The organism is Colidextribacter sp. OB.20, from assembly GCF_009911595.1.
Taxonomy (GTDB): Bacteria; Bacillota; Clostridia; order Oscillospirales; family Oscillospiraceae; genus Lawsonibacter.
Window position 1 is genome coordinate 63,770 of the sequence record NZ_QWKG01000005.1, and the last position, 23,809, is coordinate 87,578.

Sequence of the window (23,809 nt, forward strand, 5' to 3'; positions counted from 1 at the left end):
TATCAATATGGACTCACACGAGATTAAAATACACACTGAATTTATCAAGCTCCAGGACCTGCTCAAGTTCGCCGGGGCGGTGGAGACGGGCGGGGACGCCAAGCTGATTATCCAGGAGGGACGGGTGGCCGTCAACGGCGAGCCCTGCACTATGCGGGGGAAGAAGCTGCGGCCCGGAGATAGAGCGGTAATCGATAACGAGACGGAGCTTGTGGTTACGTGATTGTCAAAAGTCTGGAGCTGGATTTTTTCCGGAACTATGCCCATCTGGAGGCGGAATTTGACCCCAGAGTCAACCTGATCTATGGCGACAACGCCCAGGGCAAGACCAACCTGCTGGAGGCGGTGGCCTATCTCTCCGCTGCCCGGTCCCACCGGGCCCGGTATGACAGGGAGATGATTATGCTGGGGGTGGACTCCGCCTTTGTGAGGGGGGAAGTATTCAGCCGTGACCGGGATTTTTCTCTGGAGGCCCGTCTCTTCCGGGGCCGGGGCCGGCAGCTGTATTCCAATGGAATACGCCTGAAGACGGCGGCGGAGCTGGCGGGAATTTTGAATACCGTCCTTTTCTGCCCCGAGGATTTGTCCCTTATTCGAGAGGGGGCGGCGGAGCGGCGGAGATTCCTGGATGGGGGCATCTGCCAGCTGCGGCCCCGATACGCCCAGGCTCTGGCAGAGTATAACCGGCTCTACGACCACAAGACCCGCATCCTCCGGGACTGGCCGGAGCGGCCCTCCCTGCTGGACACCCTGGACGACTTCAATCTCCGTATGGCTCAGACCGGGGCCATTATAATTCACTACCGGGCCCATTTTGTGAAGCGCCTGCGGGAGCACGCCCCCGCCATCCACGCCGACTTCTCCGGGGGCCGGGAGGGGCTGGAGCTGGGCTATGAGACGGTGTCCAACGTAGACGACCCCCAGGCCCAGCCCCGGGAGCTGCTTCCCCTCCTGCTGGAGCACCAGGAGAAGCACCGCCAGGCGGAGCTTGACAGCCGTCAGTGCCTGTCCGGCCCCCACAAGGATGACCTGGCTGTCACCATCGGCGGCCAGTCCGCCAAGACTTACGCCTCCCAGGGCCAGACCCGGACGGCGGCCCTGTCCCTCAAGCTGGCCCAGCGGGAGATTTTCCAGGAGGAGACCGGGGAGTGGCCCGTCCTGCTGCTGGACGACGTCCTCTCCGAGCTGGACCCCAGGCGGCAGGCCTTTGTCCTCAACCGCATCCGGGGGGGCCAGGTGTTCATCACCTGCTGCGAGGAGGAGAAGCTGGAGGGTCTGGAGGGCGGGAAGGCCTTTCATATCTGCGGCGGGAAGCTGATATAGGAGGAAAAAATGGCTGTTTTACTTCCCTTTGTTTTCATTCCCTTTTGCTTTCAGCTTTTCGCATTGGGCTGTATCAAAAACCGCTTTTTACGGTGGAGTCCCCTGATAATATTTGAGATGATTCTATTGATTGGAATGGTAAATCACCGGCTGAATCCGCCCTCCTTTGACATTTTAGGCTGGGAAATATGGCTATGGCTGATTGGGAGTGTATTTTTAGGCTGTATACTGGCCTGGCTAGCTTATGTTTTGTATGAGAGAAAGAACAGGTAGCGCTTATGTATCTGCATTTGGGACAATCGGTTGTGATTCCAGACCGGGATATTTTGGGTATATTTGATTTGGACAACGCCAGCTGGGCCTATAAGACCCGGGAGCTGCTGGAGCGGGCGGAGGCGGAGGGTCGGGCCATCTGGCTCACCGACGACCTGCCCCGATCCTTCATCCTGGCGGACAGCCGCTGGGGAGAGCCTGTTGTGTACATCTCCCCCCTCTCCCCCGCCACCCTGGCCCACCGGGCGGAGCGGGGCGGATTGGCTCTGTAGGGGGCGGCCTCTGTGCCGCCCCATCATCCTTGCGTCATAACAGCGGGGCAGCCTCTGCGCCGCCCCCTGCATGGTATATTATAATAGAGAATAGAATGGAGGTTACATTATGGAATCCATCGAATATCTGTGGAAAGACCGCAAGCGGCACCTGGGACTGCCTCTGTCCTTCACCAAATACCGTCTCAGCGAGGACCGGCTGTTCTGTGAGGTTGGCTTTCTAAACATCAAGTCTGACGAGGTGCTCCTCTATCGGGTGCGGGATCTCCAGCTGAACATCGGCCTGTGTCAGCGTATTTTCGGCGTAGGGACGGTCTGCGTAATTTCCTCTGACAAGAGCATTCCCCACCTGGAACTGAAGAACGTCAAGCACCCACGGGAGGTCAAGGAGCTGATCCACAGGCATGTGGAGGAGGCCAAGGACAAGCGGCGGATGCGGACCACCGAGCTTGTGGGCACCGAGAGCGGCGATGATTACCACGAAACCGCTGATCTGGACGACGAGGAATTGGATTAATATAGGCAGGAGCGGATATCATCCGCCCGCCGCAGAGCGAATTACAGCATATTTTCAGGCGGATGATATCTGCCCCTATCAGGATTTTACCATCGCGGAGGTTAAGCTATGTCTGAAGAATTGAACCAGCTCAACGAGCTGAACACCACCCAGACCGACCACGAGTACAGCGGGTCGGAGATCCAGGTCCTGGAGGGTCTGGAGGCGGTGCGCAAGCGCCCTGGCATGTATATCGGCTCCACATCGGAATCCGGCCTGCACCACCTGGTGTATGAGATTGTGGACAACTCCATTGATGAGGCCCTGGCCGGGCACTGTACGGACATTACCGTCACCATCAACCCGGGGAACACCGTCACCGTCACCGACAACGGACGGGGCATCCCAGTGGACATCCAGCCCCAGACGGGCAAGCCCGCCCTGGAGGTGGTTTTTACCATCCTCCACGCCGGCGGCAAGTTCGGCGGCGGCGGATATAAGGTCTCCGGCGGCCTCCACGGGGTGGGCGCCTCGGTTGTCAACGCCCTGAGCGAGTGGCTGGAGGTCCAGGTCCACAAGAACGGGGAAATTTATGAGATGAAATTTGCCCGGGGTAAGATTACCCAGGAGATGAAGGTGGTGGGCCGGACGGACCACACCGGCACCACCGTCACCTTCAAGCCCGATCCGGAGATGTTCGACACCCTGGAGTACAGCTACGACACCCTCCATACCCGGATGCGGGAGGAGGCCTTCCTCAACGCCGGCCTGCGCATCCAGACGGTGGACCTGCGTCCCGGCCGGGAGCAGGAGGACGACATGTGCTATGAGGGGGGCATCCGGGAGTTTGTCACCTTCATCAACAAGAACAAGGACCCCCTCCATAATGACGTGATCTACATGTCCGGAGCCCGGGAGGACTCCATGGCTGAGGTGGCCATGCAGTACAACGACGGCTATCAGGAGGTCATGGTCTCCTTTGCCAACAACGTCCACACCCCCGAGGGCGGCATGCATGAGGAGGGCTTCCGCCGGGCGCTGACCAACGTCCTCAACGCCTACGGCCGGAAGATCAAGCTGCTGAAGGACGACGAGAAGGTCTCAGGGGACGACTGCCGGGAGGGCCTCACGGTGGTCATCTCGGTGAAGCTCACCGAGGCCCAGTTCGAGGGACAGACCAAGGCTAAGCTGGGCAACAGCGAGATGCGCACCCTGGTCAACTCCATTGTCTCGGAAAAGCTGGAGACCTATCTGGAGGAGAACCCCTCTGTAGGCCGGGCCATCCTGGATAAGGCCCTCATGGCAAACCGGGCCCGGGAAGCCGCCCGGAAGGCCCGGGAGTCCATCCGCCGCAAGACCGCCCTGGGCGGGGCAGCCATGCCCGACAAGCTGCGGGACTGCAACGAGGCAAATCCCGAGCTCACCGAGCTCTATATCGTCGAGGGCGACTCCGCCGGCGGCTCGGCCACCCAGGGCCGGGACAGCCGTTTCCAGGCCATTCTTCCCCTGTGGGGCAAGATGCTCAACGTGGAGAAGGCCCGGGCGGACAAGGTTTACGGCAACGACAAGCTCACCCCCGTGATTACCGCCCTGGGGGCCGGCATCGGAGACGACTTCGACCTGAACAGGCTGCGGTATCACAAGGTCATTATCATGGCCGATGCCGACGTGGACGGCGCCCATATCCGCACCCTGCTTTTAACATTTTTCTTCCGCTTTATGCGGCCCCTCATTGAAAACGGCTATGTCTACTCCGCCGTCCCTCCCCTGTTCAAGCTTACCCGGGGCAAGCAGACCCGGCTGGCTTTCTCCGAGGAGGAGCGGGATAAGATTTCCGCCGAGATGCGGGGGGACAACCCGAACGCCAAAATCGACATCTCCCGCTTTAAGGGTCTGGGCGAGATGAACCCCCACGAGTTGTGGGAGACCACCATGGACCCGGAAAAGCGCACCTTGCGCCGCATCGAGCTGGACGATGCCGTCCGGGCGGACGAGACCTTCACCGTCCTCATGGGCGAGAAGGTGGAGCCCCGGAAGGAGTTCATCGAGCGTAACGCCAAGTATGCGGTGAATTTGGATTATTGATGCTTTGTTTTCGGAAAGGAGCGCCAGAAATGAGTAATCGGGAATTTGCAAAGACCCTCATTGACCAGATACCGGAAAACCGCCTGTTCTATGTAATTTCCTATCTGCAGGGGGCGGCGGTCCCGGACGAAACCCCGAACGCCGAAACATTAGAGGCTTTCACGGAGTTGGACAACGGCGGGGGCCACCCATTCAACGGCACAACGGAGGAGCTTTTTGCCGAATTGATGGAGGAATGACAATGTTAAATGTCAGATACTCCACAAGATTCAAGAGAGACTTTAAGCTCTGTGTAAAGCGTCATTGGAATATGGAATTGCTCCAGCAGGTAATTGACAGGCTGAAAATCCCGGACACGCTCCCGCAAAAAAATTTGGATCATAGTTTAAGCGGGAATCATTCCGGACACCGGGAATGTCATGTAGCTCCGGATTGGCTGTTGATTTACAGGCAGGATGGAGAAGAATTGTTACTTTACCGCACAGGTACGCACGGTGATCTGTTTGGTATATAAAACCCACCTCTAACAAGGAGGAACACAATAAATGTCTAAAAAACCCCAATACGACCCCGAGGAGATTCGTTACCCGGACCAGAAAATTGTCGCCTCTCCTCTGGTGCCGGAAATGGAGAAATCCTATATTGAATATGCCATGTCGGTCATCGTGGGCCGGGCTCTGCCCGATGTGCGGGACGGCCTGAAGCCCGTCCACCGGCGCATCCTCTACGCCATGTATGAGGACAACCTGACGGCGGATAAGCCCTTTAAGAAGTCGGCCACCTGCGTGGGCGACGTGCTGGGCCGCTACCACCCCCACGGGGATCAGTCTGTCTACGACGCCCTGGTCCGCCTGGCCCAGGACTTCTCCATGCGGTACATGCTGGTGGACGGCCACGGCAACTTCGGCTCGGTGGACGGCGACCCCCCGGCGGCCTACCGTTACACCGAGGCAAGAATGTCCAAGCTCTCCGACGAGATGCTCCGGGACATTGAGAAGGACACAGTGGACTGGGACCCCAACTTTGACGAGACGAGACGGGAGCCCAAGACCCTCCCCTCCCGCTTCCCCAACCTGCTGGTGAACGGGTCCAGCGGCATCGCCGTGGGTATGGCCACCAATATCCCGCCCCACAACATGCGGGAGGTCATCAACGCCGCCATCTGCGTGCTGGACGACCCCGAGGCCACCCTGGGCGACCTGATGGAGCACATCAAAGGTCCCGACTTCCCCACCCGGGCCATTATCATGGGCCGGGCGGGCATCCGCGCGGCCTACGCCACCGGCCGGGGCCGGGTGACCATCCGGGCCCGCCATGAGTTCGAGGAGTTCGGCAAGGACCGCACCCGGATTGTCATCACAGAGATTCCCTACCAGGTGAACAAGCGGATGCTAATCAAGAATATGGCCGATCAGGTGGAGGACAAGCGGCTGGAGGGCATTTCCGACATCCGGGATGAGACCGACCGCAACGGTATGCGCATTGTCATCGAGCTGAAGCGGGACGCCAACCCCCAGGTGGTGCTCAACCGCCTCTTTGCCCAGACCCAGCTCCAGACCACCTTCGCCATCAACATGCTGGCTCTGGTGGAGGTAAACGGCAAGCTCCAGCCCCGGATTTTGTCCCTGCGGCACATTCTGGACGAGTATATCGCCTATCAGGAGCAGATCATCATCCGGCGCACCAAATACGACCTGAAAAAAGCCCAGGAGCGGGCCCATATTCTGGAGGGCCTGCTCATTGCTCAGGACAACATCGACGAGGTTATCCACATTCTGCGCACCAGCTACGACAACGGCAAGGAGCGGCTGATGGAGCGGTTTGGGCTGGACGACGTCCAGGCCCAGGCCATCTGCGACATGCGGCTCATCTCCCTCCAGGGACTGAACCGGGAGAAGCTGGAGGCGGAATACAAGGAGCTGGAGGAGCGCATCGCCTACTTCAACCAGCTGCTGGCCTCCGAGGAGATGCTCCGGGGAGTCCTGAAGGACGAGCTTACCGTCATCCGGGACAAGTACGGCGACGACCGGATTACTGAAATCCAGGACGTGGAGGACGAGATCGATATCGAGGACTTGATCGAGGAGGAGCAGTGCGTCTTCACCCTCACCCAGGCGGGCTACATCAAGCGCACCCCGGTGAGCGAATACGCCGCCCAGTCTAAGGGCGGTATGGGCAAGAAGGGCATCACCACCCGGGAGGAGGACTGCGTGGTGGACGTGTTCACCGCCTCCACCCACGACTATATCCTCTTCTTCACCGACACCGGCAAGGTCTACCGCAAGAAGGGCTATCAGATTCCCGAGAGCGGCAAGACGGCCAAGGGGACCAACATCATCAACATTCTGCAAGTGGAGCAGGGGGAGCGGGTGCAGACCATGCTCCACTACCGGGAGCACGAGGGCGAGGAGCTGTATCTGTTCATGGTCACCCGCCAGGGCACGGTAAAGCGTCTGCCCGTCCACACCCTGAAAAACCTGCGGAACAACGGCATCCGGGCCCTGCGCCTGGACGAGGGGGACGAGCTGGTATCCGTCCGGGAGACCGACGGAAGCAAGAAAATCCTCATTGCCACCCACGACGGCATGGCGGTGTGCTTTGACGAGAACGACGTGCGGCCTATGGGCCGGGACGCCGTGGGCGTCCGGGGCATCCGCCTCCGGGAGGGGGACTACGTGGTAGGCGCCGCCCGGGCCATCGAGGGCAGGACGGTGCTGTCCATCACCGAGAAGGGCTTCGGCAAGCGCACCCCCGTGGAGGAGTACCGGATCACCAACCGGGGCGGCCTGGGTATTAAGAACTACATGGTCACCGACAAGACCGGCCCCATCGTGGGGGTCAAGGTGGTGGACGGCAGCGAAGACCTGCTGGTGGTCACCCAGGCGGGCATCCTGATCCGCACCCATGTGGACTCCATCCGGATGGCGGGCCGCTCCACTCAAGGGGTCATCGTCATGCGCTTCAAGGAGGAGGGGGACAAGGTGATCTCCCTGGCTCTGGCCGAGCGTGAGGAGACCGTCGAGCCTGAGTCTTTGCCTGATGAGGAGAAATCAGAGGAGTAATCTATGTATTTTGTGCCAATGTGGGAGTCCGCCATCGACCCCAACGGCGATACAGAGGTCATGCTGTATGTGGTGCTGTCCCTGATTGGACTGTGTCTGGAGTTCACCGCCCTTAATAAGGCCTATAACTGGACCATGGGCTGGCTGCGGAAGCGGGCCGGGGGAAACGACGCCCATCTCCCCAGCAGGACGCAGGGGGTAGTGGGCGCGGTGTGGGGCGGAGTTTTTGTCCTGTTTGGGCTGGCTGTGATCGTTCCCGCCACCGCCCCTTTCGGAGTCATATGGACCCTCCTGGCCGGCATATTTACCGCGTTGGACATCTATCAGGTCTTTATAAAGCGGCATGTCAGGGCCCGCCCCCGGAGCGGAGGGCTCGCCCCGGAGGTCCAGCGCCAGCTGGCCCTGCTGGAGAGCCTGAGGGCCGCCGGGATGATGGACGAAGAGGAGTATTGGGAAAAACGACGGAAAATTTTAGAGGAGCTGTGATTGTATGAAACTGGCCAACGCCCTGTCCCAGCGGTCGGAGCTGCAAACGAGAATCCGCCAGCTGGAGAGCCGGCTGAGCAACAACGCCCTGGTCCAGGAGGGGGAGCAGCCCGCCGAGGACCCCACGGAGCTGCTGGCTGAGCTGGAGGCGGACTACGCCCGCCTGGAGGAGCTGATCTCCGCCATCAACCGCACCAACAACTCCACCAGGATGGAGGACGGGGCCACCCTGTCCGACCTGCTGGCTCGCCGGGACTGTCTCAAGGGCAAACTGTCCATCCTGCGTGGGTTTTTGAACAGCGCCAGTGCCCTGGCCCACCGCCACTCTGTCAGCGAGATCAAGATTAAGAGCACCGTCAACGTCCGCCAGCTGCAAAAGCAGGTGGACGGCCTGTCCAGAGAGCTGCGGGAGCTGGAGGAGACCATCCAGGAGAAGAACTGGACCACCGAGCTTTTGTAGGGCGCGACGACCCCGGCGCGCCGTCTCCCCGGGATACACCGTCCCTGTTGAACGGCGTGCCCGGTGGTCACGCCCTGCATTTATCATTTTGGTTGCGCGAGAGGCGGGCGTCAAGCCCCAATGTGCCGGGGCCAAGAGGCACGTTGTATGGGAGCGGGCGGGACCTCGCTTAGCCGGGTTCGAACCCTGGCTTATTATCAGGTCCGTTACTGTTACACCTGTACCGTTATCTGTCGTGAAAGACGCTTATTTTTATCACCGGACGTCGGTTTCGCGCGGGCGGGTTTGGGGATTATGGAAAGGCTGGACGCGGGAATCGTGTCCAGCCTTTTGTATTAAAATATCTTGACAATGTATATAAACTTAAATATAATACATAGTATAAAGCAGAAGGGGGTATCTGATATGGCGCAGACGAACGTAAATATCCGGATGGACGCGGAATTGAAGCGTCAGTTTGAGGAATTTTGCGCGGACGTGGGCATGAGCATGACCACGGCGTTTACCGTGTTTGCAAAAAAAACCGTGCGGGAAAACCGGATTCCCTTCTCCGTGGACCGGGAGATTCCCAATGAGGAGACAAGGGAAGCAATAGAAGAGACCCAGCGGATGATGGCGGACCCGAGCTACGGGAGGAGCTATACGGATGTTGATGAGATGATGAGGGAGCTGCTGGGTTGATGTATACAGTAAAGCCGACGACAAAGTTTCAGCGGGATGTGAGAAGAGCGGCAAGGCGAGGATATAATATGTCTCTGTTGACGGAGACAATCAAACGATTGGCTGCTGGAGAAAAGCTGCCAGAGAAATTTAAGGATCATGATTTGATTGGAGATTATATTGGCTGCCGGGAGTGTCACATTACTCCAGATTGGCTGTTGGTCTATAAGACAGATCAGGATAAGCTGATCCTGGTGCTCACCCGGACGGGAACTCACAGCGATTTGTTTTAAGGAAGAAGGGGCTATGAAAACTGTCACCATCTACACCGACGGGGCCTGCTCCGGCAATCCGGGCCCGGGGGGCTGGGGGGCCATCCTGATGTACGGCTCCCACAGGAAGGAGATGTCCGGAGGCGAGGCCCAGACCACCAACAACCGCATGGAGCTCACCGGGGTGATTGCCGCTCTGGAAGCGTTAAAGGAGCCCTGCGTGGTGGAGCTGTACTCCGACAGCAAATATGTCATCGACGGCCTGGGCAAGGGCTGGGCCCGGGGCTGGCGGGCCCGGGGCTGGGTAAAGTCGGACAAGAAGCCCGCCCTCAACCCCGACCTGTGGGGCCGTCTGCTGGATTTATGCGAGAGGCACACCGTCAACCTCCACTGGGTTAAGGGCCACGCCGAGAACGAGTTCAACAACCGCTGCGACCAGCTGGCGGTGGCGGAGAGCCAGAAATATAAATAGAGTTCAAGGTCGGAGGACCTGAAAATAAAGAGAAAGAAGGCATTTACTATGGGCAAATTTGTAATCTCCAAGACCAAAAACGGCGAGTTTACCTTCAACCTGAAGGCGGGCAACGGCGAGGTGATTCTCACCGCCTCTGAGAGCTACACCAGCATGTCCAGCTGTCAGGGGGGCATCGCCTCCGTGCAGAAGAACGCCCTGGCCCACGTGGAGGACCAGACGGCGGAGGGCTTCGAGGAGCTGACCCACCCCAAGTTCGAGGTCTATCAGGACAAGGCCGGGGAGTACCGCTTCCGCCTCAAGGCAAAGAACGGCGAGAACATCGGCAAGAGCGAGGGCTACAAGGCCAAGGCCAGCTGCATGAACGGCATCGCCTCGGTGGGCCGCAACGCCCCCGACGCCAAGATCGAGGAGCCCGAGGAGGATTAAGACCCTCTAAAGCTACGAAAAAGCGCCCGTCAGGGCGCTTTTTTGTCGGTTTTCTTCTGATTCCGGTAGCAGATATCCCGGTTGCCGCAGGTGGCGCATCCCCGGCCGCATCCCCGCTTCTTGCCGTAGTCGTTCAGCAGCAGGATGGCGATAGGGATGCCGATCACCGCCACGGCGAACAGCCCGATGGCGAAAGCCTCCATTGACAGGCCCCCTCTCAGTCGAAGTAGAACAGCTCCTCAAATTTCTTGTCCAGGGCGACGCACAGCACCAGTGCCAGCTTGGCGGTGGGGTTGAACTGCCCCGTCTCGATGGAGCTGATGGTCTGCCGGGAGACCCCCACCAGCTTGGCCAGCTCCCCCTGGGACAGGGACCGCTCCGCCCGGGCCACCTTTAACCGATTCTTCAGGACCAGCTGATCGTCCATGCCCTCACCCCTGTGAGAAATATTTTACCACATAAAAGACCAGAATGACAAGGGATATTATCATTGTGATCAAATCAGAGGTATCCCCTCGCTTGGTCAGCCGGTACAGCCGGCTGCTGACGCAGGAGGTCCAGAACATAATCATCACACTGTCGGAGGGCAGGTTGTGAAAGTGGTTGTAGGCGACGATGGCCAGCCCTGCCATCAATGTAAAGGCCAGGCTGAAGGACTCCCCCTCGATGGTAATGGTCCGCTCCATCTCGTCCCGGTTTTCATTTTCTTTGCGGCTCTTTTCCAGAATTTCATTCTTATCCATTGAAATGACTTCCTTTCCAAATTCCCAGCCTCGGTCCGGCCGTGACCTCCCCTGGTGAGGCTATCATAGCACAGCGGGGTTATAATGTCAAGTACACTTGTCAAAAAAATAATAAAACTTGGCAGAACAGAATAGACTTGCCTTTTTTCGGAAAACAGGATACAATCAGGAACAACGCTAAATTGACTTAGGAGGAAAATGGAATGAAGGAATTTCGGGGAAGTCAAAACTACGTGGCCTCGGAGGAGCTGCTCCGTGCGGCCAACATCGCCATGGTGCTGCAAAAGCCCCTGCTCATCAAGGGGGAGCCGGGCACCGGCAAGACCATGCTGGCTGAGGCCATCTCTCAGGCGCTGGGCAGAAAGCTCATCATCTGGAATATCAAATCCACCACCAAGGCCCAGGACGGCCTGTATGTCTACGACGTGGTCCAGCGCCTGTATGACAGCCAGTTCGGTGGCCAGGGGGTGGACGACATTGAGAAATACGTCAAGCTGGGCAAGCTGGGGGAGGCCTTCACCGATCAGGAGCAGGTGATTCTCCTCATTGACGAGATCGACAAGGCGGACCTGGAGTTTCCCAACGACCTGCTGTGGGAGCTGGACCGGATGGAATTTCACATCCCGGAGACGGGCCGGACAGTGAAGGCCAACCACCGCCCGGTGGTAATTATCACCTCCAACGCCGAGAAGGAGCTGCCCGACGCCTTTCTCCGCCGGTGCGTATTCCACTATATTGAGTTTCCCGACAGGGAGCTGATGGAGGACATCGTCCGGGTCCACTTCCCCGACATCGACAAGAAGCTGCTGGACCAGGTGCTGGAGGCCTTCTACAAGATCAGAAATCTGCCTCAGATCAAGAAAAAGCCCTCCACCAGCGAGATCATCGACTGGATCCAGGCCCTCCAGCACGGGGGCGTGGACGTGCGGCGGATTGTGAAGGAGGTGCCCTATCTGGGGGTGCTCTTGAAGAAGAACGAGGACATCGACGTCCTGCGCCGGCAGTGGCGGTGAGCCCATGTTTACCGATTTTCTGTATCTGCTCCGGCGAAACGGTCTGAAGGTGTCCCTCACCGAGTGGATGGCCCTGGTGGAGGGGCTGGACAAAAACCTCCACAACGCCAGCTTTACCGGCTTCTATCATCTGTGCCGGTGTCTGCTGGTGAAGAGCGAGGCCGACTTCGACGCCTTCGACCGCACCTTTCTGGAGTACTTCAAGGACGTCCCCTTCCAGCAGGAGGTATCCCAGGAGTTATTAGACTGGCTGAATAAACCGGAAGTATTAACCGATTACGCCAACTGGGATGAAATTCAGGCGCTGAAAAATATGGGCCTCTCCGAGGAGGAGATCGAGCAGATGCTCAAGGAGCGCATGGAGGAGCAGAAGGAGGAGCACAACGGGGGCAGCTACTGGGTGGGGACCCACGGCATGTCGGTCTTTGGAAACGCCGGTCTGTCCCCCAGGGGCATCCGGGTGGGGGGACAGAGTATGTACCGCCGGGCCTTCCGGGTGGCTGGGGAGCGGAAGTTCCGGGATTTTCGCCGGGACAACACTCTGGACACCCGCCAGTTCCAGGTGGCCCTGCGGCACCTGCGGCAGTACTCCGGACTGGTGGACCTCCCCCCCACCGAGTTTGACGTGGACAGCACGATAAAGGACACCGCCGGCAACGGCGGGGTGCTGAAGGTGCGCTACAAGCGGCCCCGGGAGAACACAGTGAAGGTCCTCCTGCTGATGGACTCCGGGGGCTCCATGGACTACTACGCCCAACTGTGCTCCGCCCTGTTCCAGGCGGTGAGCAAGTCGGGCCACTTCAAGGATTTAAAGGTCTACTACTTCCACAACTGCGTTTACGGCCGGCTCTATCAGGACCCCACCCTCCTGTCCCGGAACAGCGTACCCACCGACTGGGTGCTGTCCAACCTGCCCGGGGATTACAAGCTGATTCTGGTGGGGGACGCCCAGATGGCCCCCTACGAGCTGATGGGGGGCTACTACGGCCGGAGCGGCCGGGAGGACGGTCCACGGTGCGGCATGGACTGGCTGCGGCTTTTGAAGGGCCGCTTCCGGCATACCGTCTGGCTCAACCCCAGCCCCCGCCCCGACTGGGGCCCCTACTGGTCCCAGACCTACGATACCATCGCCCAGGAGTACCCCATGTTCCCCCTCACGGTGGACGGCCTGGAGGAGAGCATGAAAAAGCTGCTGAGCAGATGAAAAGACCCCTCTGATGGGTGTACCTTTGTAGGGGCGGACATTGTCCGCCCGCGGGCGCGCAGTGCGCGCCCCTACAATGGGTCCCGTTCCATCAGAGGGGGCTCTTTTATTTTTCCGCCGGGCTGTAATAGGTGGCGCCGTTCTGACACTCCTCATGAAGCCGCCCGATATCCACCAGGTACTCGATAAAAAACCGGACGTTCCGCTCAAAGCGCAGGGAGCGGCGGGGCTTGTGGGTGAGGAGCTGGTAGAGGAGGCATACCCTTTCGTCAATCTCGCTGGCCGTCATAGGCCGGTCAATGAGGGCCAGGATTTCCTCCGCCCGGCGGCGGATCAGAGCCTGATTGGCGTCGATGAGTCCGCCGATCTCCCCGCCGGGGCACACCCCCCGGTGGGCCATGATGTAAAAATCACAGCCCAGCCCCCTCAGCTTCTCCCGGCTGGCGATGGCCATTTGCTGGCTCAGGTTGTAGGGCAGCTTGGCAGTGAGCAGCTCCTGGCTGAGCAGGGCGTCGGCGGTGTAGCACACGTTGTCCGGGGTAATGGCGCAGATATGCCCGGCGGAGTGGCCGGGGGTGAGGACAATCCGGAACCGGGCCCCGCAGAAGTCGAAGGGGCCGTCCCCCTCCGGGATGAACAGGTCGGGCCGGTGGATCATGCAGGAGGACTCCTGCGCCACTGTCCCCGGGGAGAGGGTGAGAAAGTAGCACTTCAGCGTCAGCGGTGTGGAACACATCCCCGCCTCCGGGAAGGTGAGGGCGATTTTTGTACCGTACCTCTCCTGAAAATAGCCGTTGTTGGAGCAGTGGTCCACGTGGGCGTGGGAGCACAGTATCCCCACAGGGGTCAGCCCCGCCTCTGACAGGGTGCTTTCCAGCTCCTCCCGCTCCTCGAAGAGCCCTGTGTCCAGCAGGACACACCGCTTCTCATCCAGCTTGTACAGCGGGATCAGCTGGTTGGCCTCGATGACCCAGGTGTTTCCCTTTACTTGTGTCAGATTCATGTCAATACCTCCAGGGGATGTTGTGTAGGGCGCGCCGTTTTTAGGGATAGGGCGGCCTGCGGGAGACGGGCCGCCGAGGTCGTCGGCCCCTACGCAAGGTGATTTGTAGGGGCGCATAGTATGCGCCCGCTGTTCTACATTCTGCATACGGGCGGATAATATCCGCCCCTACAGGCCCAGTTCCTTTTCCAGGTCCTCCGCCAGCCGAATCACCGCCCATGCCTGAGAATTGGTGGTCCGGGTGTCCTTGATCTGCTCATAGACCTGGGCCTGATAGCCCATCTCGGCCAGCATTTTTGCGGTGCCGTAGTGCATAACGATTGTGTAGGAGTACTGCTGGACTGTGCCGTCTAAAATCATGTCTATTGTGGACTGCCGGCTCTCGAAATGGCCGAACCAGTTCAACACATCCTGCATGGACTGCTTTAAGTCCTGATACATGGCCTCCATGTCGGTCCGCTTGAAAATATACCAAAACTGCTTGTTATAAGAAAATTCCTCACCCTTTTTTCCGTATATGTCGGTAGGGGTCGGGTTGTCCCCGGTACTTCTGATTTGGCAGTCGTATTCCTTGAATTTTCGATTTTTAATGGCCGGTTCCGGCTCAAAATAGACGCCGGTATAAATTAAGAACCCCAGCCTGCGGTCCTTCTGATTCCATTTGTCCTTTCGGAAGTTGACGATCTTTCCCAACCCGTCCGGGGCAATCTGGCGGAAATTCTGCCCATCCTTTTTGAATCCCAGGGGCTTCAAGATTTCCTCATGAACCCGCCGCAGCAATTCCGTGTATTTGTCCTCGATGGGCGTGGGGTCGAGAAATTCCTGTACCTTTCCAAACAAATTCATAAACTGCACCCCTTACTGCTCTCTCTGCTTCAAATACACCATCAGCACCGCCACGTCCGCCGGGGACACTCCGGACACCCGCCCGGCCTGGCCCAGATTCTTGGGGCGGATGGTGGCCAGCTTCTGCCGGGCCTCCAGCCGCAGTCCGGCGATGGATTCGTAGTCGATATCCTCCGGCATGGGGCGCTCCTCCATCCGGCGGACCTCCTCCACCTGACGCAACTGGCGGTCGATGTAGCCGGCATACTTGATGGTAATCTCCGCTTCGCTCACAATCGCCGGGGGCAGATCGGGCCGGTCCGGGTCGAAGGGGGTCAGATCCTGATAGCTCAGCCTGGGCCGGCGGAGCAGATCGGCCAGCCGGGCTCCGTCCTTGACAGGGGACTCCCCCCGGGCCTCCAGCAGGGCGGCCAGCTGGGGTGTGGGGGGCGTGCCGGTGTGCTCCAGCCGCCGGACCTCCCGGTCCACAGCGGCGTACTTCTCCTCCACCCTTTCATATTGTTCCCGGGAAATAAGCCCCAATTCATAGCCGATAGGGGCCAGCCGCCAGTCGGCGTTGTCCTGGCGGTGGAGCAGCCGGTACTCGGTGCGGGAGGTCATCATCCGGTAGGGCTCGTTGGTGCCCTTGGTGACCAGGTCGTCGATGAGCACCCCGATGTAGCCCTGGTCCCGGCGGAGAATGAGGGGCTGCTTTCCCTGTATCTTCAGGGAAGCATTTACCCCGGCCACAAAACCCTGGACGGCGGCCTCCTCATAGCCGGAGGAGCCGTTGAACTGCCCCGCCCCGTACAGGCCGGGGACGGCCTTGGTCTCCAGGGTGGCCTCCAGCCCGGTGGGGTCCACACAGTCGTACTCGATGGCGTAGGCGCACCGGGTCATCTCCGCCCGCTCCAGGCCGGGGATGGTATGGAGCATCTCGATCTGCACCTCCTCCGGGAGGGAGGAGGAGAAGCCCTGGATATACAGCTCCTCCGTGTCCAGGCCCATTGGCTCGATGAAGAGCTGGTGGCGCTCCTTGTCGGGAAAGCGCTCCACCTTGGTCTCGATGGAGGGGCAATAGCGAGGCCCCACCCCCTCGATGGTGCCGTCGTAGAGGGGGGAGCGGTCCAGATTGGCCCGGATGATTCTGTGGGTGTCCTCGTTGGTGTAGGTCAGCCAGCACACCGCCCGGTTTTCCGGGGGCGTCTCCGTCTGAAAGGAGAAGGCCGGATTGTCGGTGTCCCCTTCCTGGCGCTCCATCTTGGAAAAATCCACGCTGCGGGCATTGACCCGGGGGGGCGTGCCCGTCTTGAACCGGCGGATGGTCAGCCCCAGCTTTATCAGCGATTGGGTCAGGGGCAGGGCGGCGGACAGGCCGTCGGGGCCCGAGTCCCTTACCACCTCCCCCACCACAATCCGGCCTCCCAGGTGGGTGCCGGTGGCGACAATGGCGGCCTTCACCTCATACACCGCCCCGGTGTGGGTGACCACCCCGGACACAGCGCCGCCCTCGGTGAGGATATCCACAATTTCCGCCTGCTTTACCCACAGGTTTTCCTGCTTCTCCAGGGTGTGCTTCATCACCTTCTGATACTCCCGGCGGTCGGCCTGGGCCCGGAGGGACCAGACGGCGGGGCCCTTGCTCCGGTTGAGCAGCCGGTACTGGATGCAGGCCCGGTCAGCGGCCTTAGCCATCTCGCCCCCCAGGGCGTCCAGCTCCCGCACCAGATGGCCCTTCCCCGTGCCCCCAATGGCCGGGTTGCAGGGCATATTGCCCACCGCGTCCAGGTTGACGGTGAAGCAGAGGGTTTTCATCCCCATCCGGGCGGCAGCCAGGGCGGCCTCGATGCCCGCGTGGCCCGCCCCGATGACGGCGATGTCGAATTGTCCGGCGAAATAGGTTTTCATGCAAATTCTACGCTCCAGTCAGGGGGGAGATTCAACAGTGTGCCGAAGCTCTCCAGCACAAATCGGGTTTCCTCACAGTGAAACACCACGTCAAAGGTGCTGTTGACGTCTATGCTCCAGTATTCAAAGATAACATAAGGCTCGTCCACAAAGACGATGGCCAGTAGATGGCGGAAGCGTCCGTTTCCGCCGTGGGCGGCGTCGAACCGCTGGGCCAGGTCGTCCAGCCGGCAGATGTTTTTTGCCACGAAAGCGATAAAGGGCCGCAGAGCGTCGAATTTCTCCTCCTGGCCCTCCAGGTCCACCGCGATGTCGTAGTCCTCCTCGGCGGAGATGCAGACCTCCGTGCCGTTCACCAGCTCCAGCTTGTCCGGGTCGGTGATGAACTTGCTTAGATCGCCATACCGGCCGGGCCGGTCCTCGTTTTTGCGGTCCCACATAGTACGTCCCCCCTATTTTGTCATTGGGTATGATTATAAGTGATTTTGTGGAGAAATTCAAGGCGGCGGGTTGCGGAAAATTCGTTTATGAGGTAGAATCGCAGAAGAGGCAAGGGCAGAGCCCTTGCCCTATACGCGCACCGATTTGCGGGACAGGAGAATGGAAAATGGACCACGAATATTTTATGGCCGAAGCCCTGCGTCTGGCCCGGGAGGCCATTGCCGACGGCGACGTGCCGGTGGGCTGCGTGATTGTGAAGGACGGGGAGATCATCGGCCGGGGCCGCAACCGCCGGGAGGCGGACGCCAACGCCACCGCCCACGCGGAGGTGGAGGCCATCCGGGAGGCCTGCGCCCGGCTGGGCAGCTGGCGGCTCCAGGGCTGCACCCTCTATGTCACCCTGGAGCCCTGCCCCATGTGCGCCGGAGCTATCATCAACGCCCGGGTGGAGGAGGTCCGCTATGGGGCGAGGGAGGAGAAGTCGGGCTGCTGCGGCTCGGTGCTCAACCTTTTCGAGGAGCGGTTCAACCACCGCCCCCGCATCTATCAGGGGCCCCTGGAGAGGGAGTGTGAGGCGGTGCTACAGGAATTTTTTCAAAGTTTGCGATGATATTTAAATCTTTTGTAACAACTGACGTGAACTTTTGTAAAGAAACCCGTCTATACTAATACTCGCAAGGCAAGAACATCTTTTCATTCTATCCTCCATTTTTGAAAGGTCGGCGGGTCGCTCCGCTGGCCTTTCTCTCTTCTCTCTAACCGCCTGTCCAAAAGCGCCAAAAAATTCCGGTACACGGCCGTGACTTTTGGACGATTTAATCTTTTTGTAACAACTGACGTTGGATTTGTTAATATCTTTCAGGTAATATAAAATCTGCAAGAGACAGTTCGTTTCATTTTAATCCTCTTTTTCAACGGGAAGCCCCGGATACCTTGGAGCAGGTATCCGGGGTTTTTCGTTTTCCGGAGGGCCTTGAGCCCTCTGTAGGGGCGGACATTGTCCGCCCGCTTTTTCGGACCCAGCCTGTTAACCGCGGGCGCACAATGTGCGCCCCTACACAGTCTCCTCCGCGCTCCGTAGGGCGGGACGGCTCGGCCCGCCGCATTGCCGCCCGCCTCCCCCGTCCCGCCGCAGCGGCGTCCCCCTTGCGGGGAAAAGGGGCCTTTTGTGCCTGCTATCTGGGCCACTTCATATTCCGACCCAGCCCCAGGATATAGTCCGCGCTGACACCGTAGTGCTGGCAGAATTTGATAAAGGTCTGAATGGACATCTCGTGAGTGCGCGTTTCATATTTTGCCCACTGGGCGCGGCTGATGTCCAAGCTTTTTCCCAGAGTTTCCTGAGTATCGTCCTCGTCGATCCTCACAGCAACCATTCTATCTATATAATCCATATTTTCGCTCCTGCTGTCACATGTGACATTGACAGCATAAGCGGAAAATGCTATACTAATTCCAATTGTGTCATATGTGACACAATGGAGGTATGGATTATGAAAGCTGAAACAAAAAGGGTAACGGTCACACTGCCGCCGACAATATATGAAGAACTGGAAAGGCTGGCGGCAAAAAACGGGCACAAAGTACCGGGCTATGTTCGCTGGCTGATATGGAGGCATCTTGACGGGCAGGACATTTCACTTCCTCTTTTCCCTCCGGGGGAAGAATAAAAACCGGCCCGGGAATACTCCCGGGCCGGTCTGTGTGTTTAACAGATTAGCACTTCTCGAAGATGGTGGCGACGCCCATGCCGCCGCCGATGCACAGGGTAGCCAGGCCCTTCTTGGCATCGTCCCGCTTGGCCAGCTCGTGGAGCAGGGTGACGATGATCCGCGCGCCGGAGGCGCCCACGGGGTGACCCAGGGCGATGGCGCCGCCGTTGACGTTGACCTTGCTCATGTCGAAGTTCAGCTCACGGGCCACAGCGATAGATTGGGCGGCAAAGGCCTCGTTGGCCTCCACCAAGTCGATATCCTCTATCTTCAGGCCGGCCTTCTCCATAGCCTGACGGGAGGCGGGCACGGGGCCCACGCCCATGATCTTGGGGTCCACGCCGCCCTGGCCCCAGCTGACCAGCTTGGCCATGGGCTTCAGGCCGTACTTCTCCACGGCCTCCTTGGAGGCCAGGACGATGGCGGCAGCGCCGTCGTTAATGCCGGAGGCCTGACCGGCGGTCACCCGCTGGACGTGCTTCTTGGCGTCGGCCTCATGGACACCGGTGAGCTCAAAGGTGTGGACAATCTCGTCCTCCACGCCCTCGGGGCCGCAGGGGAAGGCGCCGCGGAGCTTGGCCAGCTTATCCAGGGGGGACAGGCGGGGGAACTCGTCCTTCTTGAACTCCACCATTTCCTTCTTGACCTTAATCATCACAGGGACGATCTCGTCGTCGAACTTGCCGGCCTCCATAGCGTCGGCGGCCTTCTTCTGGGAGTTGTAGCCGAACTCGTCCAGCTCCTCGCGGGTGATGCCCCACACGTCGCAGATGTTCTCCGCGGTGGTGCCCATGTGGTAGTTGTTATACACGTCCCACAGGCCGTCCTTAATCATGGTGTCCACCATCTTGTTGTCGCCCATGCGGGCGCCCCAGCGGGCGGCGGGGAGAGCGTAGGGGGCGGCGGACATGTTCTCGGTGCCGCCGGCCACGATGATCTCAGCGTCGCCCAGGGCGATGGTCCGGCCGGCCTCGATGACCGACTTCATGCCGGAGCCGCACACCATGCCCACGGTGTAGGCGGGGACGGAGGTGGGGATGCCGGCCTTCAGGCTGGCCTGACGGGCCACGTTCTGGCCCAGGCCGGCGGTGAGGATGCAGCCGAACATGACCTCGTCCACGTTCTCGGGCTTCACGCCGGCCCGGTTCAGGGCCTCCTTGATGACGGTGGCGCCCAGGTCGGCGGCGGGGGTGTCCTTCAGGGAACCGCCGAAGGAGCCGATGGCGGTGCGGCAGCAGTTGACGACATAAACTTCTCTCATGATGGGTGTTACCTCCTAAAATTTAGTAGGACGCTGGGGTCAGCGCCCGGGATAACCGCTCTTGCGCTCCATTATACCGGAGAAGCGCTTAAAAAGCAATAAGATTTTTCGGAGAAAAAGGTAATGGGCGGGCTCCGCCCCGCCCCGTTTGGGATTTGGTATGGCTGTAGGGGGCGGCGCGGAGGCCGCCCCCTACAGTCCTCAGTATACAATCTCCTCGCCGTAATGGCCGGCGGTATGGGGAAGGCCGTTGAGCTGGCTGGTGTCCCAGGGCATCAGGGTGTAGCCCTCCTCAAAAATGCCGGATTCCTCCAGCACGGCCAGGGTGTGCCTGGCGTTGGGGGTGAGGGTGACGGTGAGATAGGAGTTGGAGGGGCCGGTTTCATAGAGGATTTCCCCGTTGCCGGCGGGTCCGAACGCCTCGCTGTAGTTTCTGGAGGCCTCAAAGACCAGGTCGGTCATATAGGTGTTCTCATAGCGGTCTTTGCTGTTGTCAAAGAGATACCGCACACCAATGGTCCCCTCGTTGAAGTCGGCCTGCACCGCGTCCCACAGCTCCTGGCGGCAGTCATCCAAAAATACATTCTCGTCGTAGGACTTCCCGTTCAGATTTACAATATTCAGATAGGCAGAGGTGAGGCGGGCGTCCTCCAGGAAGCGGTCGAAGCCGTAGGCCAGCCGCACCAGCTCCCGATCCTCCAGAATCTGCCGCAGGACGTAGGCCACCGTGCCCGGCGTGTCCAAATCGCCCTCAGCAATGGGGACGCTGTTGTAGCGCCGCTCCAGCACGCCGCCGGACAGGGTATAGGAGAGGGAGACAGAGGCGTAGTCAAAGCTGCCCGCATGGGTGTACCGGAAGTCGTCCTCCTGGTCCCGGCCATCTACGATGGCCTGATGGAGAGCCAGGAACTTTTCAATCTGGGCAGGGTCGGTGATGGTGGCGTTCAGGCTTTGGCCGTCGTCGTAGGGGGCGCCCATGCTGATATTGACCTTGACGGACTCCACCCGGCCGGGGCTGGGGACCCGGCTGACCACGCCGAACACGTCCACGAGGCAGACCAGACACAGGACCAGCATGACGGCGGTCATCACCGCCCCGCCCCTCCAGGCCTTGAGCACCCGGAAGGATTTTTTCAGAAGCATCTCGGCGGTAAAATAGCCGATGACTGTCCAGACCAGGATGCAGGGGATGAGGATGGGCAGCTCCGCCCAGCCGAAGAAGGCGGCGGTGAACATGCCGAAGGCCAGCCCGGAGCAGAAGGACACACCGTATTTGAACAGGGGCCGGACTACCGCCACGGCGACCACGTCCCCGGCGGTCTCCACGTGGCGGCGGCGGTAGACATACAGGGAGGCCGCCGCCAGCAGGATGCCTACCAGGGCATAGATCAGCACCAGTATGGGGGCGCTGAGATGGGCCGGGGCATATTCGCTGGCCGGCCACCAGCCCACCGCGTCCGTCAGGGCGCGGGTAGGGGTGAGGTACTCCACCACGGTCAGGGCGCCGGGGGTGCCGGCATAGCCGTAGTAGAACTCGGTCATCAGAGCGTCAACCAGGAACCAGAGGCCCGATGCCAGCATATTGAGGATGAAGTAAAAGGCGGGCAGGGCCAGAATATGACCGGTGAACATGGCGCAGAAAGCGGCGAAGGAGAAGAAGAACAGGCAGATCCCGCTCTGAGCCAGCAGCCAGGTCCCCAAGGCGGACAGGGCCTTTCCCCAGCTGCCCATGGGGAGGAAGGAGACCTCAATCATGGCCGTCAGCACCGCCACCGCCAGCAGGGGCAGGAGCAGGAAGCTGAGCCCCGCCAGATACTGGGTGGTGAACAGGGCCTCCCGGCGCATAGGCAGGGCGTGGGTCCAGCAGGCGGAGCGGTGGTTATAGAGGTATCCGAACACCGCCATGGCGCACAGGATGGCGAAAAAGGCGGCCAGAAACACGCCGGGGGGCAGCATATCGGGGAGCTCCGCCGCCATATCCATCAGCCGCCGCTGGGGGGAGGTGGACGCATAGCGTTCAAAGTAGGTGTTCAGCATGTTCAACGGGATGAGAAACAGCCAGCCTACCCCCCACAGTGTCCACAGGGGCCAGAAGCGGGCCAGGGTCTTGCGGTAGAGGGCGCCGTTAAAGTACGATGTCGCGGACCGCATAGTCCTCACCTCCCAGTTCATAGATAAAGATTTCCTCCAGGGTCAGGGGCAGAGCCTCCATCAAAATGGGGGCGCAGACCGCCATGCGGGTCTTGATCTCCGCCGGGTTCCCCCGGACAATGAGGGTGTACACCCGCCCGATCTGGGAGGTGTGGAGCACATTCAGGTCTTTCGGCAGCTCGGGCAGCTCCCCGTCGGCGAAGGCGAGCTGCAGCTTGACCACGTTGTCCTGGAGGTCGGTGAGGGACCGCTCCAGCAGCACCTTGCCATGGGACAGGATGCCCACGTGGTCGCACACATCCTCCAGCTCCCGCAGGTTGTGGGAGGAGACCAGCACGGTGGTCCCCCGCTGGGCCACGTCCCCCATGAGCAGGGTCCACACCTGGCGGCGCATCACCGGGTCCAGGCCGTCCACCGGCTCGTCCAGCACTAGCACCTCCGGATTGCAGCACAGGGCCAGCCGGAAGGCGGACTGCTTCTGCATCCCCTTGGACAGCCGGCGGATGGGCTGCTTCTCGTCCACCTCGGGGAAGGCCTCGGCCAACGCCTCGTACCGCTTCATGTCGAAGTTGGGGTACATCCCCCGGTAGAAGCGCATCATGTCCCTGGTGGAGGCGGAGTTGAAGTAGTACAGCTCGTCGGGGATGGCGGCAATTTTGGCCTTGACCGCCGGGTTTTCGTAGACCTGCTCCCCGTCTACCAGCACCGAGCCCGAGTCCGGGCGGTAGATGCCCATAATGTGCCGCAGGATGGTGGATTTGCCCGCTCCGTTGGGGCCCACCAGCCCGTAGATGGAGCCCTTCTCCGCCGTCATGGTCAGGCCGTCCAGGGCCGTGAACCCGTCGAAGGTTTTCACCACGTTGTTTACCTTAATCATCCAAATTTCCCCCTTCCAGGGCCCGAATGCGGGCCCACAGCTCCTCGCCGCTGACGCCAAGGAACAGCAGCTCCCCCGCCGTCTGGTCGAAGGTCTGGAGCAGGTCGTGCTTCCGCCCCTCGTCCACCCCGGTGTTGGGGGCGGCGAAGGAGCCCTTCCCCGGCACCGAGTAGACATACCCCTCCGACTCCAGAGCCTCGTAGGCCCGCTGAATGGTGTTGGGGTTGATGGCCAGCGTCCCCGCCATGGTGCGCACCGAGGGCAGCTTCTCCCCCTCCTGGATTACCCCCGTCACCATCAGCCGGCGCAGGCCGTCCTTCACCTGTTCATAGATGGGCCGGGCGTCTCGGTAGTCTAAGTTCAACATCACAGCTCCTCCTT

30 protein-coding genes are annotated in these 23,809 nt (G+C 60.1%); 18 read left to right on the forward strand and 12 right to left on the reverse strand.

Annotated elements, in window-relative coordinates; translation table 11 throughout:
- The first annotated feature begins 7 nt into the window (after positions 1–7).
- From D1641_RS01680 to D1641_RS01745, 14 genes are all read left to right on the forward strand, one after another.
- On the forward strand, positions 8–223 hold the full coding sequence (locus D1641_RS01680; protein ID WP_160662662.1) for an RNA-binding S4 domain-containing protein: 216 nt from the start codon (positions 8–10) through the stop codon (positions 221–223).
- Complete coding sequence (gene recF, locus D1641_RS01685) at positions 220–1,323, forward strand: DNA replication/repair protein RecF (RefSeq protein ID WP_160662663.1); 1,104 nt, start codon at positions 220–222, stop codon at positions 1,321–1,323. Before D1641_RS01680 ends, recF begins: the two co-directional genes overlap by 4 nt.
- A gap of 278 nt (positions 1,324–1,601) precedes the next feature.
- Positions 1,602–1,868: an extracellular matrix/biofilm biosynthesis regulator RemA family protein gene (locus D1641_RS01690; protein ID WP_160662664.1), complete on the forward strand. Its 267-nt coding sequence runs from the start codon at positions 1,602–1,604 to the stop codon at positions 1,866–1,868.
- A gap of 109 nt (positions 1,869–1,977) precedes the next feature.
- The gene (locus D1641_RS01695) at positions 1,978–2,385 is read left to right on the forward strand and encodes a PH domain-containing protein (protein ID WP_201757191.1); all 408 of its coding nucleotides are present in this window, start codon (positions 1,978–1,980) and stop codon (positions 2,383–2,385) included.
- Positions 2,386–2,493: 108 nt separating this feature from the next.
- On the forward strand, positions 2,494–4,449 hold the full coding sequence (gene gyrB / locus D1641_RS01700; RefSeq protein ID WP_160662665.1) for a DNA topoisomerase (ATP-hydrolyzing) subunit B: 1,956 nt from the start codon (positions 2,494–2,496) through the stop codon (positions 4,447–4,449).
- Positions 4,450–4,478: 29 nt separating this feature from the next.
- Positions 4,479–4,688, forward strand: coding sequence for a hypothetical protein (locus D1641_RS01705; protein ID WP_160662666.1), 210 nt, complete (start codon positions 4,479–4,481; stop codon positions 4,686–4,688).
- 2 nt (positions 4,689–4,690) lie between these two features.
- The gene (locus D1641_RS01710) at positions 4,691–4,963 is read left to right on the forward strand and encodes a type II toxin-antitoxin system YafQ family toxin (protein WP_160662667.1); all 273 of its coding nucleotides are present in this window, start codon (positions 4,691–4,693) and stop codon (positions 4,961–4,963) included.
- A gap of 31 nt (positions 4,964–4,994) precedes the next feature.
- A complete protein-coding gene (gene gyrA / locus D1641_RS01715; RefSeq protein ID WP_160662668.1) occupies positions 4,995–7,511 on the forward strand; it encodes a DNA gyrase subunit A in 2,517 nt (838 codons plus the stop codon).
- A 3-nt stretch (positions 7,512–7,514) separates the two neighbouring features.
- Positions 7,515–7,997, forward strand: a complete 483-nt coding sequence (locus tag D1641_RS01720) for an SHOCT domain-containing protein (protein WP_160662669.1) — start codon at positions 7,515–7,517, stop codon at positions 7,995–7,997.
- A 4-nt stretch (positions 7,998–8,001) separates the two neighbouring features.
- Complete coding sequence (locus tag D1641_RS01725) at positions 8,002–8,457, forward strand: DIP1984 family protein (protein ID WP_160662670.1); 456 nt, start codon at positions 8,002–8,004, stop codon at positions 8,455–8,457.
- A 405-nt stretch (positions 8,458–8,862) separates the two neighbouring features.
- A complete protein-coding gene (locus D1641_RS01730) occupies positions 8,863–9,138 on the forward strand; it encodes a type II toxin-antitoxin system RelB/DinJ family antitoxin (protein ID WP_160662671.1) in 276 nt (91 codons plus the stop codon).
- Positions 9,138–9,410 (forward strand): type II toxin-antitoxin system YafQ family toxin, encoded by a 273-nt coding sequence (locus D1641_RS01735; RefSeq protein WP_160662672.1) that lies wholly within the window; start codon positions 9,138–9,140, stop codon positions 9,408–9,410. The genes D1641_RS01730 and D1641_RS01735 overlap by 1 nt, the downstream gene beginning before the upstream one ends.
- A gap of 13 nt (positions 9,411–9,423) precedes the next feature.
- A complete protein-coding gene (gene rnhA / locus D1641_RS01740; RefSeq protein WP_160662673.1) occupies positions 9,424–9,861 on the forward strand; it encodes a ribonuclease HI in 438 nt (145 codons plus the stop codon).
- Positions 9,862–9,909: 48 nt separating this feature from the next.
- Positions 9,910–10,290, forward strand: a complete 381-nt coding sequence (locus tag D1641_RS01745) for a YegP family protein (protein ID WP_160662674.1) — start codon at positions 9,910–9,912, stop codon at positions 10,288–10,290.
- A 29-nt stretch (positions 10,291–10,319) separates the two neighbouring features.
- Here D1641_RS01745 and D1641_RS01750 read toward each other — a convergent pair whose 3' ends face one another.
- The 3 genes from D1641_RS01750 to D1641_RS01760 are packed head-to-tail and all read right to left on the reverse strand — an operon-like array spanning position 10,320 to position 11,033.
- Positions 10,320–10,493, reverse strand: coding sequence for a hypothetical protein (locus D1641_RS01750; protein ID WP_160662675.1), 174 nt, complete (start codon positions 10,491–10,493; stop codon positions 10,320–10,322).
- A gap of 14 nt (positions 10,494–10,507) precedes the next feature.
- Positions 10,508–10,717: a helix-turn-helix transcriptional regulator gene (locus D1641_RS01755; RefSeq protein ID WP_160662676.1), complete on the reverse strand. Its 210-nt coding sequence runs from the start codon at positions 10,715–10,717 to the stop codon at positions 10,508–10,510.
- A 4-nt stretch (positions 10,718–10,721) separates the two neighbouring features.
- A complete protein-coding gene (locus D1641_RS01760; protein ID WP_160662677.1) occupies positions 10,722–11,033 on the reverse strand; it encodes a DUF6442 family protein in 312 nt (103 codons plus the stop codon).
- Between the two features lie 203 nt (positions 11,034–11,236).
- Between D1641_RS01760 and D1641_RS01765 the strand changes: the two genes are divergently transcribed.
- Both D1641_RS01765 and D1641_RS01770 read left to right on the forward strand, forming a co-directional pair.
- On the forward strand, positions 11,237–12,046 hold the full coding sequence (locus D1641_RS01765; protein ID WP_160662678.1) for a MoxR family ATPase: 810 nt from the start codon (positions 11,237–11,239) through the stop codon (positions 12,044–12,046).
- A 4-nt stretch (positions 12,047–12,050) separates the two neighbouring features.
- Complete coding sequence (locus D1641_RS01770) at positions 12,051–13,250, forward strand: VWA domain-containing protein (protein ID WP_160662679.1); 1,200 nt, start codon at positions 12,051–12,053, stop codon at positions 13,248–13,250.
- A 106-nt stretch (positions 13,251–13,356) separates the two neighbouring features.
- Here D1641_RS01770 and D1641_RS01775 read toward each other — a convergent pair whose 3' ends face one another.
- The 4 genes from D1641_RS01775 to D1641_RS01790 form a co-directional block, all read right to left on the reverse strand.
- Positions 13,357–14,253 (reverse strand): MBL fold metallo-hydrolase, encoded by an 897-nt coding sequence (locus tag D1641_RS01775; protein WP_160662680.1) that lies wholly within the window; start codon positions 14,251–14,253, stop codon positions 13,357–13,359.
- A 168-nt stretch (positions 14,254–14,421) separates the two neighbouring features.
- On the reverse strand, positions 14,422–15,099 hold the full coding sequence (locus D1641_RS01780; RefSeq protein ID WP_160662681.1) for a DUF4304 domain-containing protein: 678 nt from the start codon (positions 15,097–15,099) through the stop codon (positions 14,422–14,424).
- Positions 15,100–15,111: 12 nt separating this feature from the next.
- Positions 15,112–16,986, reverse strand: coding sequence for a tRNA uridine-5-carboxymethylaminomethyl(34) synthesis enzyme MnmG (mnmG, locus tag D1641_RS01785; protein ID WP_160662682.1), 1,875 nt, complete (start codon positions 16,984–16,986; stop codon positions 15,112–15,114).
- Positions 16,983–17,426, reverse strand: a complete 444-nt coding sequence (locus D1641_RS01790; RefSeq protein WP_160662683.1) for a hypothetical protein — start codon at positions 17,424–17,426, stop codon at positions 16,983–16,985. Before D1641_RS01790 ends, mnmG begins: the two co-directional genes overlap by 4 nt.
- A 167-nt stretch (positions 17,427–17,593) precedes the next feature.
- Here D1641_RS01790 and D1641_RS01795 point away from each other — a divergent pair, with 167 nt between their 5' ends.
- Positions 17,594–18,037, forward strand: coding sequence for a nucleoside deaminase (locus D1641_RS01795; RefSeq protein ID WP_160662684.1), 444 nt, complete (start codon positions 17,594–17,596; stop codon positions 18,035–18,037).
- A gap of 565 nt (positions 18,038–18,602) precedes the next feature.
- On the opposite strand, the gene D1641_RS01800 is transcribed toward D1641_RS01795, so the two are convergent.
- A complete protein-coding gene (locus tag D1641_RS01800; protein WP_160662685.1) occupies positions 18,603–18,821 on the reverse strand; it encodes a helix-turn-helix transcriptional regulator in 219 nt (72 codons plus the stop codon).
- Between the two features lie 99 nt (positions 18,822–18,920).
- Here D1641_RS01800 and D1641_RS01805 point away from each other — a divergent pair, with 99 nt between their 5' ends.
- On the forward strand, positions 18,921–19,097 hold the full coding sequence (locus D1641_RS01805) for a hypothetical protein (protein WP_160662686.1): 177 nt from the start codon (positions 18,921–18,923) through the stop codon (positions 19,095–19,097).
- A gap of 46 nt (positions 19,098–19,143) precedes the next feature.
- Here the strand turns inward: D1641_RS01805 and D1641_RS01810 are convergent, their stop codons facing one another.
- The 4 genes from D1641_RS01810 to D1641_RS01825 form a co-directional block, all read right to left on the reverse strand.
- On the reverse strand, positions 19,144–20,400 hold the full coding sequence (locus D1641_RS01810) for an acetyl-CoA C-acetyltransferase (RefSeq protein WP_160662687.1): 1,257 nt from the start codon (positions 20,398–20,400) through the stop codon (positions 19,144–19,146).
- 201 nt (positions 20,401–20,601) lie between these two features.
- The gene (locus tag D1641_RS01815; RefSeq protein ID WP_160662688.1) at positions 20,602–22,551 is read right to left on the reverse strand and encodes a hypothetical protein; all 1,950 of its coding nucleotides are present in this window, start codon (positions 22,549–22,551) and stop codon (positions 20,602–20,604) included.
- Positions 22,526–23,428 (reverse strand): ABC transporter ATP-binding protein, encoded by a 903-nt coding sequence (locus D1641_RS01820; protein ID WP_160662689.1) that lies wholly within the window; start codon positions 23,426–23,428, stop codon positions 22,526–22,528. The genes D1641_RS01815 and D1641_RS01820 overlap by 26 nt, the downstream gene beginning before the upstream one ends.
- Complete coding sequence (locus D1641_RS01825) at positions 23,421–23,795, reverse strand: GntR family transcriptional regulator (RefSeq protein WP_160662690.1); 375 nt, start codon at positions 23,793–23,795, stop codon at positions 23,421–23,423. Before D1641_RS01825 ends, D1641_RS01820 begins: the two co-directional genes overlap by 8 nt.
- Positions 23,796–23,809 lie beyond the last annotated feature (14 nt).

Bases quoted from the DNA above. Each gene is read 5' to 3' on its own strand.
- D1641_RS01760 (WP_160662677.1), bottom strand. From the start codon at position 11,033: ATGGATAAGAATGAAATTCTGGAAAAGAGCCGCAAAGAAAATGAAAAC.
- D1641_RS01780 (WP_160662681.1), bottom strand. From the start codon at position 15,099: ATGAATTTGTTTGGAAAGGTACAGGAATTTCTCGACCCCACGCCCATC.
- rnhA (WP_160662673.1), top strand. From the start codon at position 9,424: ATGAAAACTGTCACCATCTACACCGACGGGGCCTGCTCCGGCAATCCG.
- D1641_RS01725 (WP_160662670.1), top strand. From the start codon at position 8,002: ATGAAACTGGCCAACGCCCTGTCCCAGCGGTCGGAGCTGCAAACGAGA.
- D1641_RS01790 (WP_160662683.1), bottom strand. From the start codon at position 17,426: ATGTGGGACCGCAAAAACGAGGACCGGCCCGGCCGGTATGGCGATCTA.
- D1641_RS01755 (WP_160662676.1), bottom strand. From the start codon at position 10,717: ATGGACGATCAGCTGGTCCTGAAGAATCGGTTAAAGGTGGCCCGGGCG.
- D1641_RS01825 (WP_160662690.1), bottom strand. From the start codon at position 23,795: ATGTTGAACTTAGACTACCGAGACGCCCGGCCCATCTATGAACAGGTG.
- D1641_RS01705 (WP_160662666.1), top strand. From the start codon at position 4,479: ATGAGTAATCGGGAATTTGCAAAGACCCTCATTGACCAGATACCGGAA.
- D1641_RS01735 (WP_160662672.1), top strand. From the start codon at position 9,138: ATGTATACAGTAAAGCCGACGACAAAGTTTCAGCGGGATGTGAGAAGA.
- D1641_RS01690 (WP_160662664.1), top strand. From the start codon at position 1,602: ATGTATCTGCATTTGGGACAATCGGTTGTGATTCCAGACCGGGATATT.
- D1641_RS01750 (WP_160662675.1), bottom strand. From the start codon at position 10,493: ATGGAGGCTTTCGCCATCGGGCTGTTCGCCGTGGCGGTGATCGGCATC.
- D1641_RS01815 (WP_160662688.1), bottom strand. From the start codon at position 22,551: ATGCGGTCCGCGACATCGTACTTTAACGGCGCCCTCTACCGCAAGACC.
- D1641_RS01765 (WP_160662678.1), top strand. From the start codon at position 11,237: ATGAAGGAATTTCGGGGAAGTCAAAACTACGTGGCCTCGGAGGAGCTG.
- D1641_RS01800 (WP_160662685.1), bottom strand. From the start codon at position 18,821: ATGGATTATATAGATAGAATGGTTGCTGTGAGGATCGACGAGGACGAT.
- mnmG (WP_160662682.1), bottom strand. From the start codon at position 16,986: ATGAAAACCTATTTCGCCGGACAATTCGACATCGCCGTCATCGGGGCG.
- D1641_RS01810 (WP_160662687.1), bottom strand. From the start codon at position 20,400: ATGAGAGAAGTTTATGTCGTCAACTGCTGCCGCACCGCCATCGGCTCC.
- D1641_RS01805 (WP_160662686.1), top strand. From the start codon at position 18,921: ATGAAAGCTGAAACAAAAAGGGTAACGGTCACACTGCCGCCGACAATA.
- D1641_RS01770 (WP_160662679.1), top strand. From the start codon at position 12,051: ATGTTTACCGATTTTCTGTATCTGCTCCGGCGAAACGGTCTGAAGGTG.
- D1641_RS01745 (WP_160662674.1), top strand. From the start codon at position 9,910: ATGGGCAAATTTGTAATCTCCAAGACCAAAAACGGCGAGTTTACCTTC.
- D1641_RS01820 (WP_160662689.1), bottom strand. From the start codon at position 23,428: ATGATTAAGGTAAACAACGTGGTGAAAACCTTCGACGGGTTCACGGCC.
- D1641_RS01795 (WP_160662684.1), top strand. From the start codon at position 17,594: ATGGACCACGAATATTTTATGGCCGAAGCCCTGCGTCTGGCCCGGGAG.
- gyrB (WP_160662665.1), top strand. From the start codon at position 2,494: ATGTCTGAAGAATTGAACCAGCTCAACGAGCTGAACACCACCCAGACC.
- D1641_RS01775 (WP_160662680.1), bottom strand. From the start codon at position 14,253: ATGAATCTGACACAAGTAAAGGGAAACACCTGGGTCATCGAGGCCAAC.
- gyrA (WP_160662668.1), top strand. From the start codon at position 4,995: ATGTCTAAAAAACCCCAATACGACCCCGAGGAGATTCGTTACCCGGAC.
- D1641_RS01730 (WP_160662671.1), top strand. From the start codon at position 8,863: ATGGCGCAGACGAACGTAAATATCCGGATGGACGCGGAATTGAAGCGT.
- D1641_RS01720 (WP_160662669.1), top strand. From the start codon at position 7,515: ATGTATTTTGTGCCAATGTGGGAGTCCGCCATCGACCCCAACGGCGAT.
- D1641_RS01695 (WP_201757191.1), top strand. From the start codon at position 1,978: ATGGAATCCATCGAATATCTGTGGAAAGACCGCAAGCGGCACCTGGGA.
- D1641_RS01680 (WP_160662662.1), top strand. From the start codon at position 8: ATGGACTCACACGAGATTAAAATACACACTGAATTTATCAAGCTCCAG.
- D1641_RS01710 (WP_160662667.1), top strand. From the start codon at position 4,691: ATGTTAAATGTCAGATACTCCACAAGATTCAAGAGAGACTTTAAGCTC.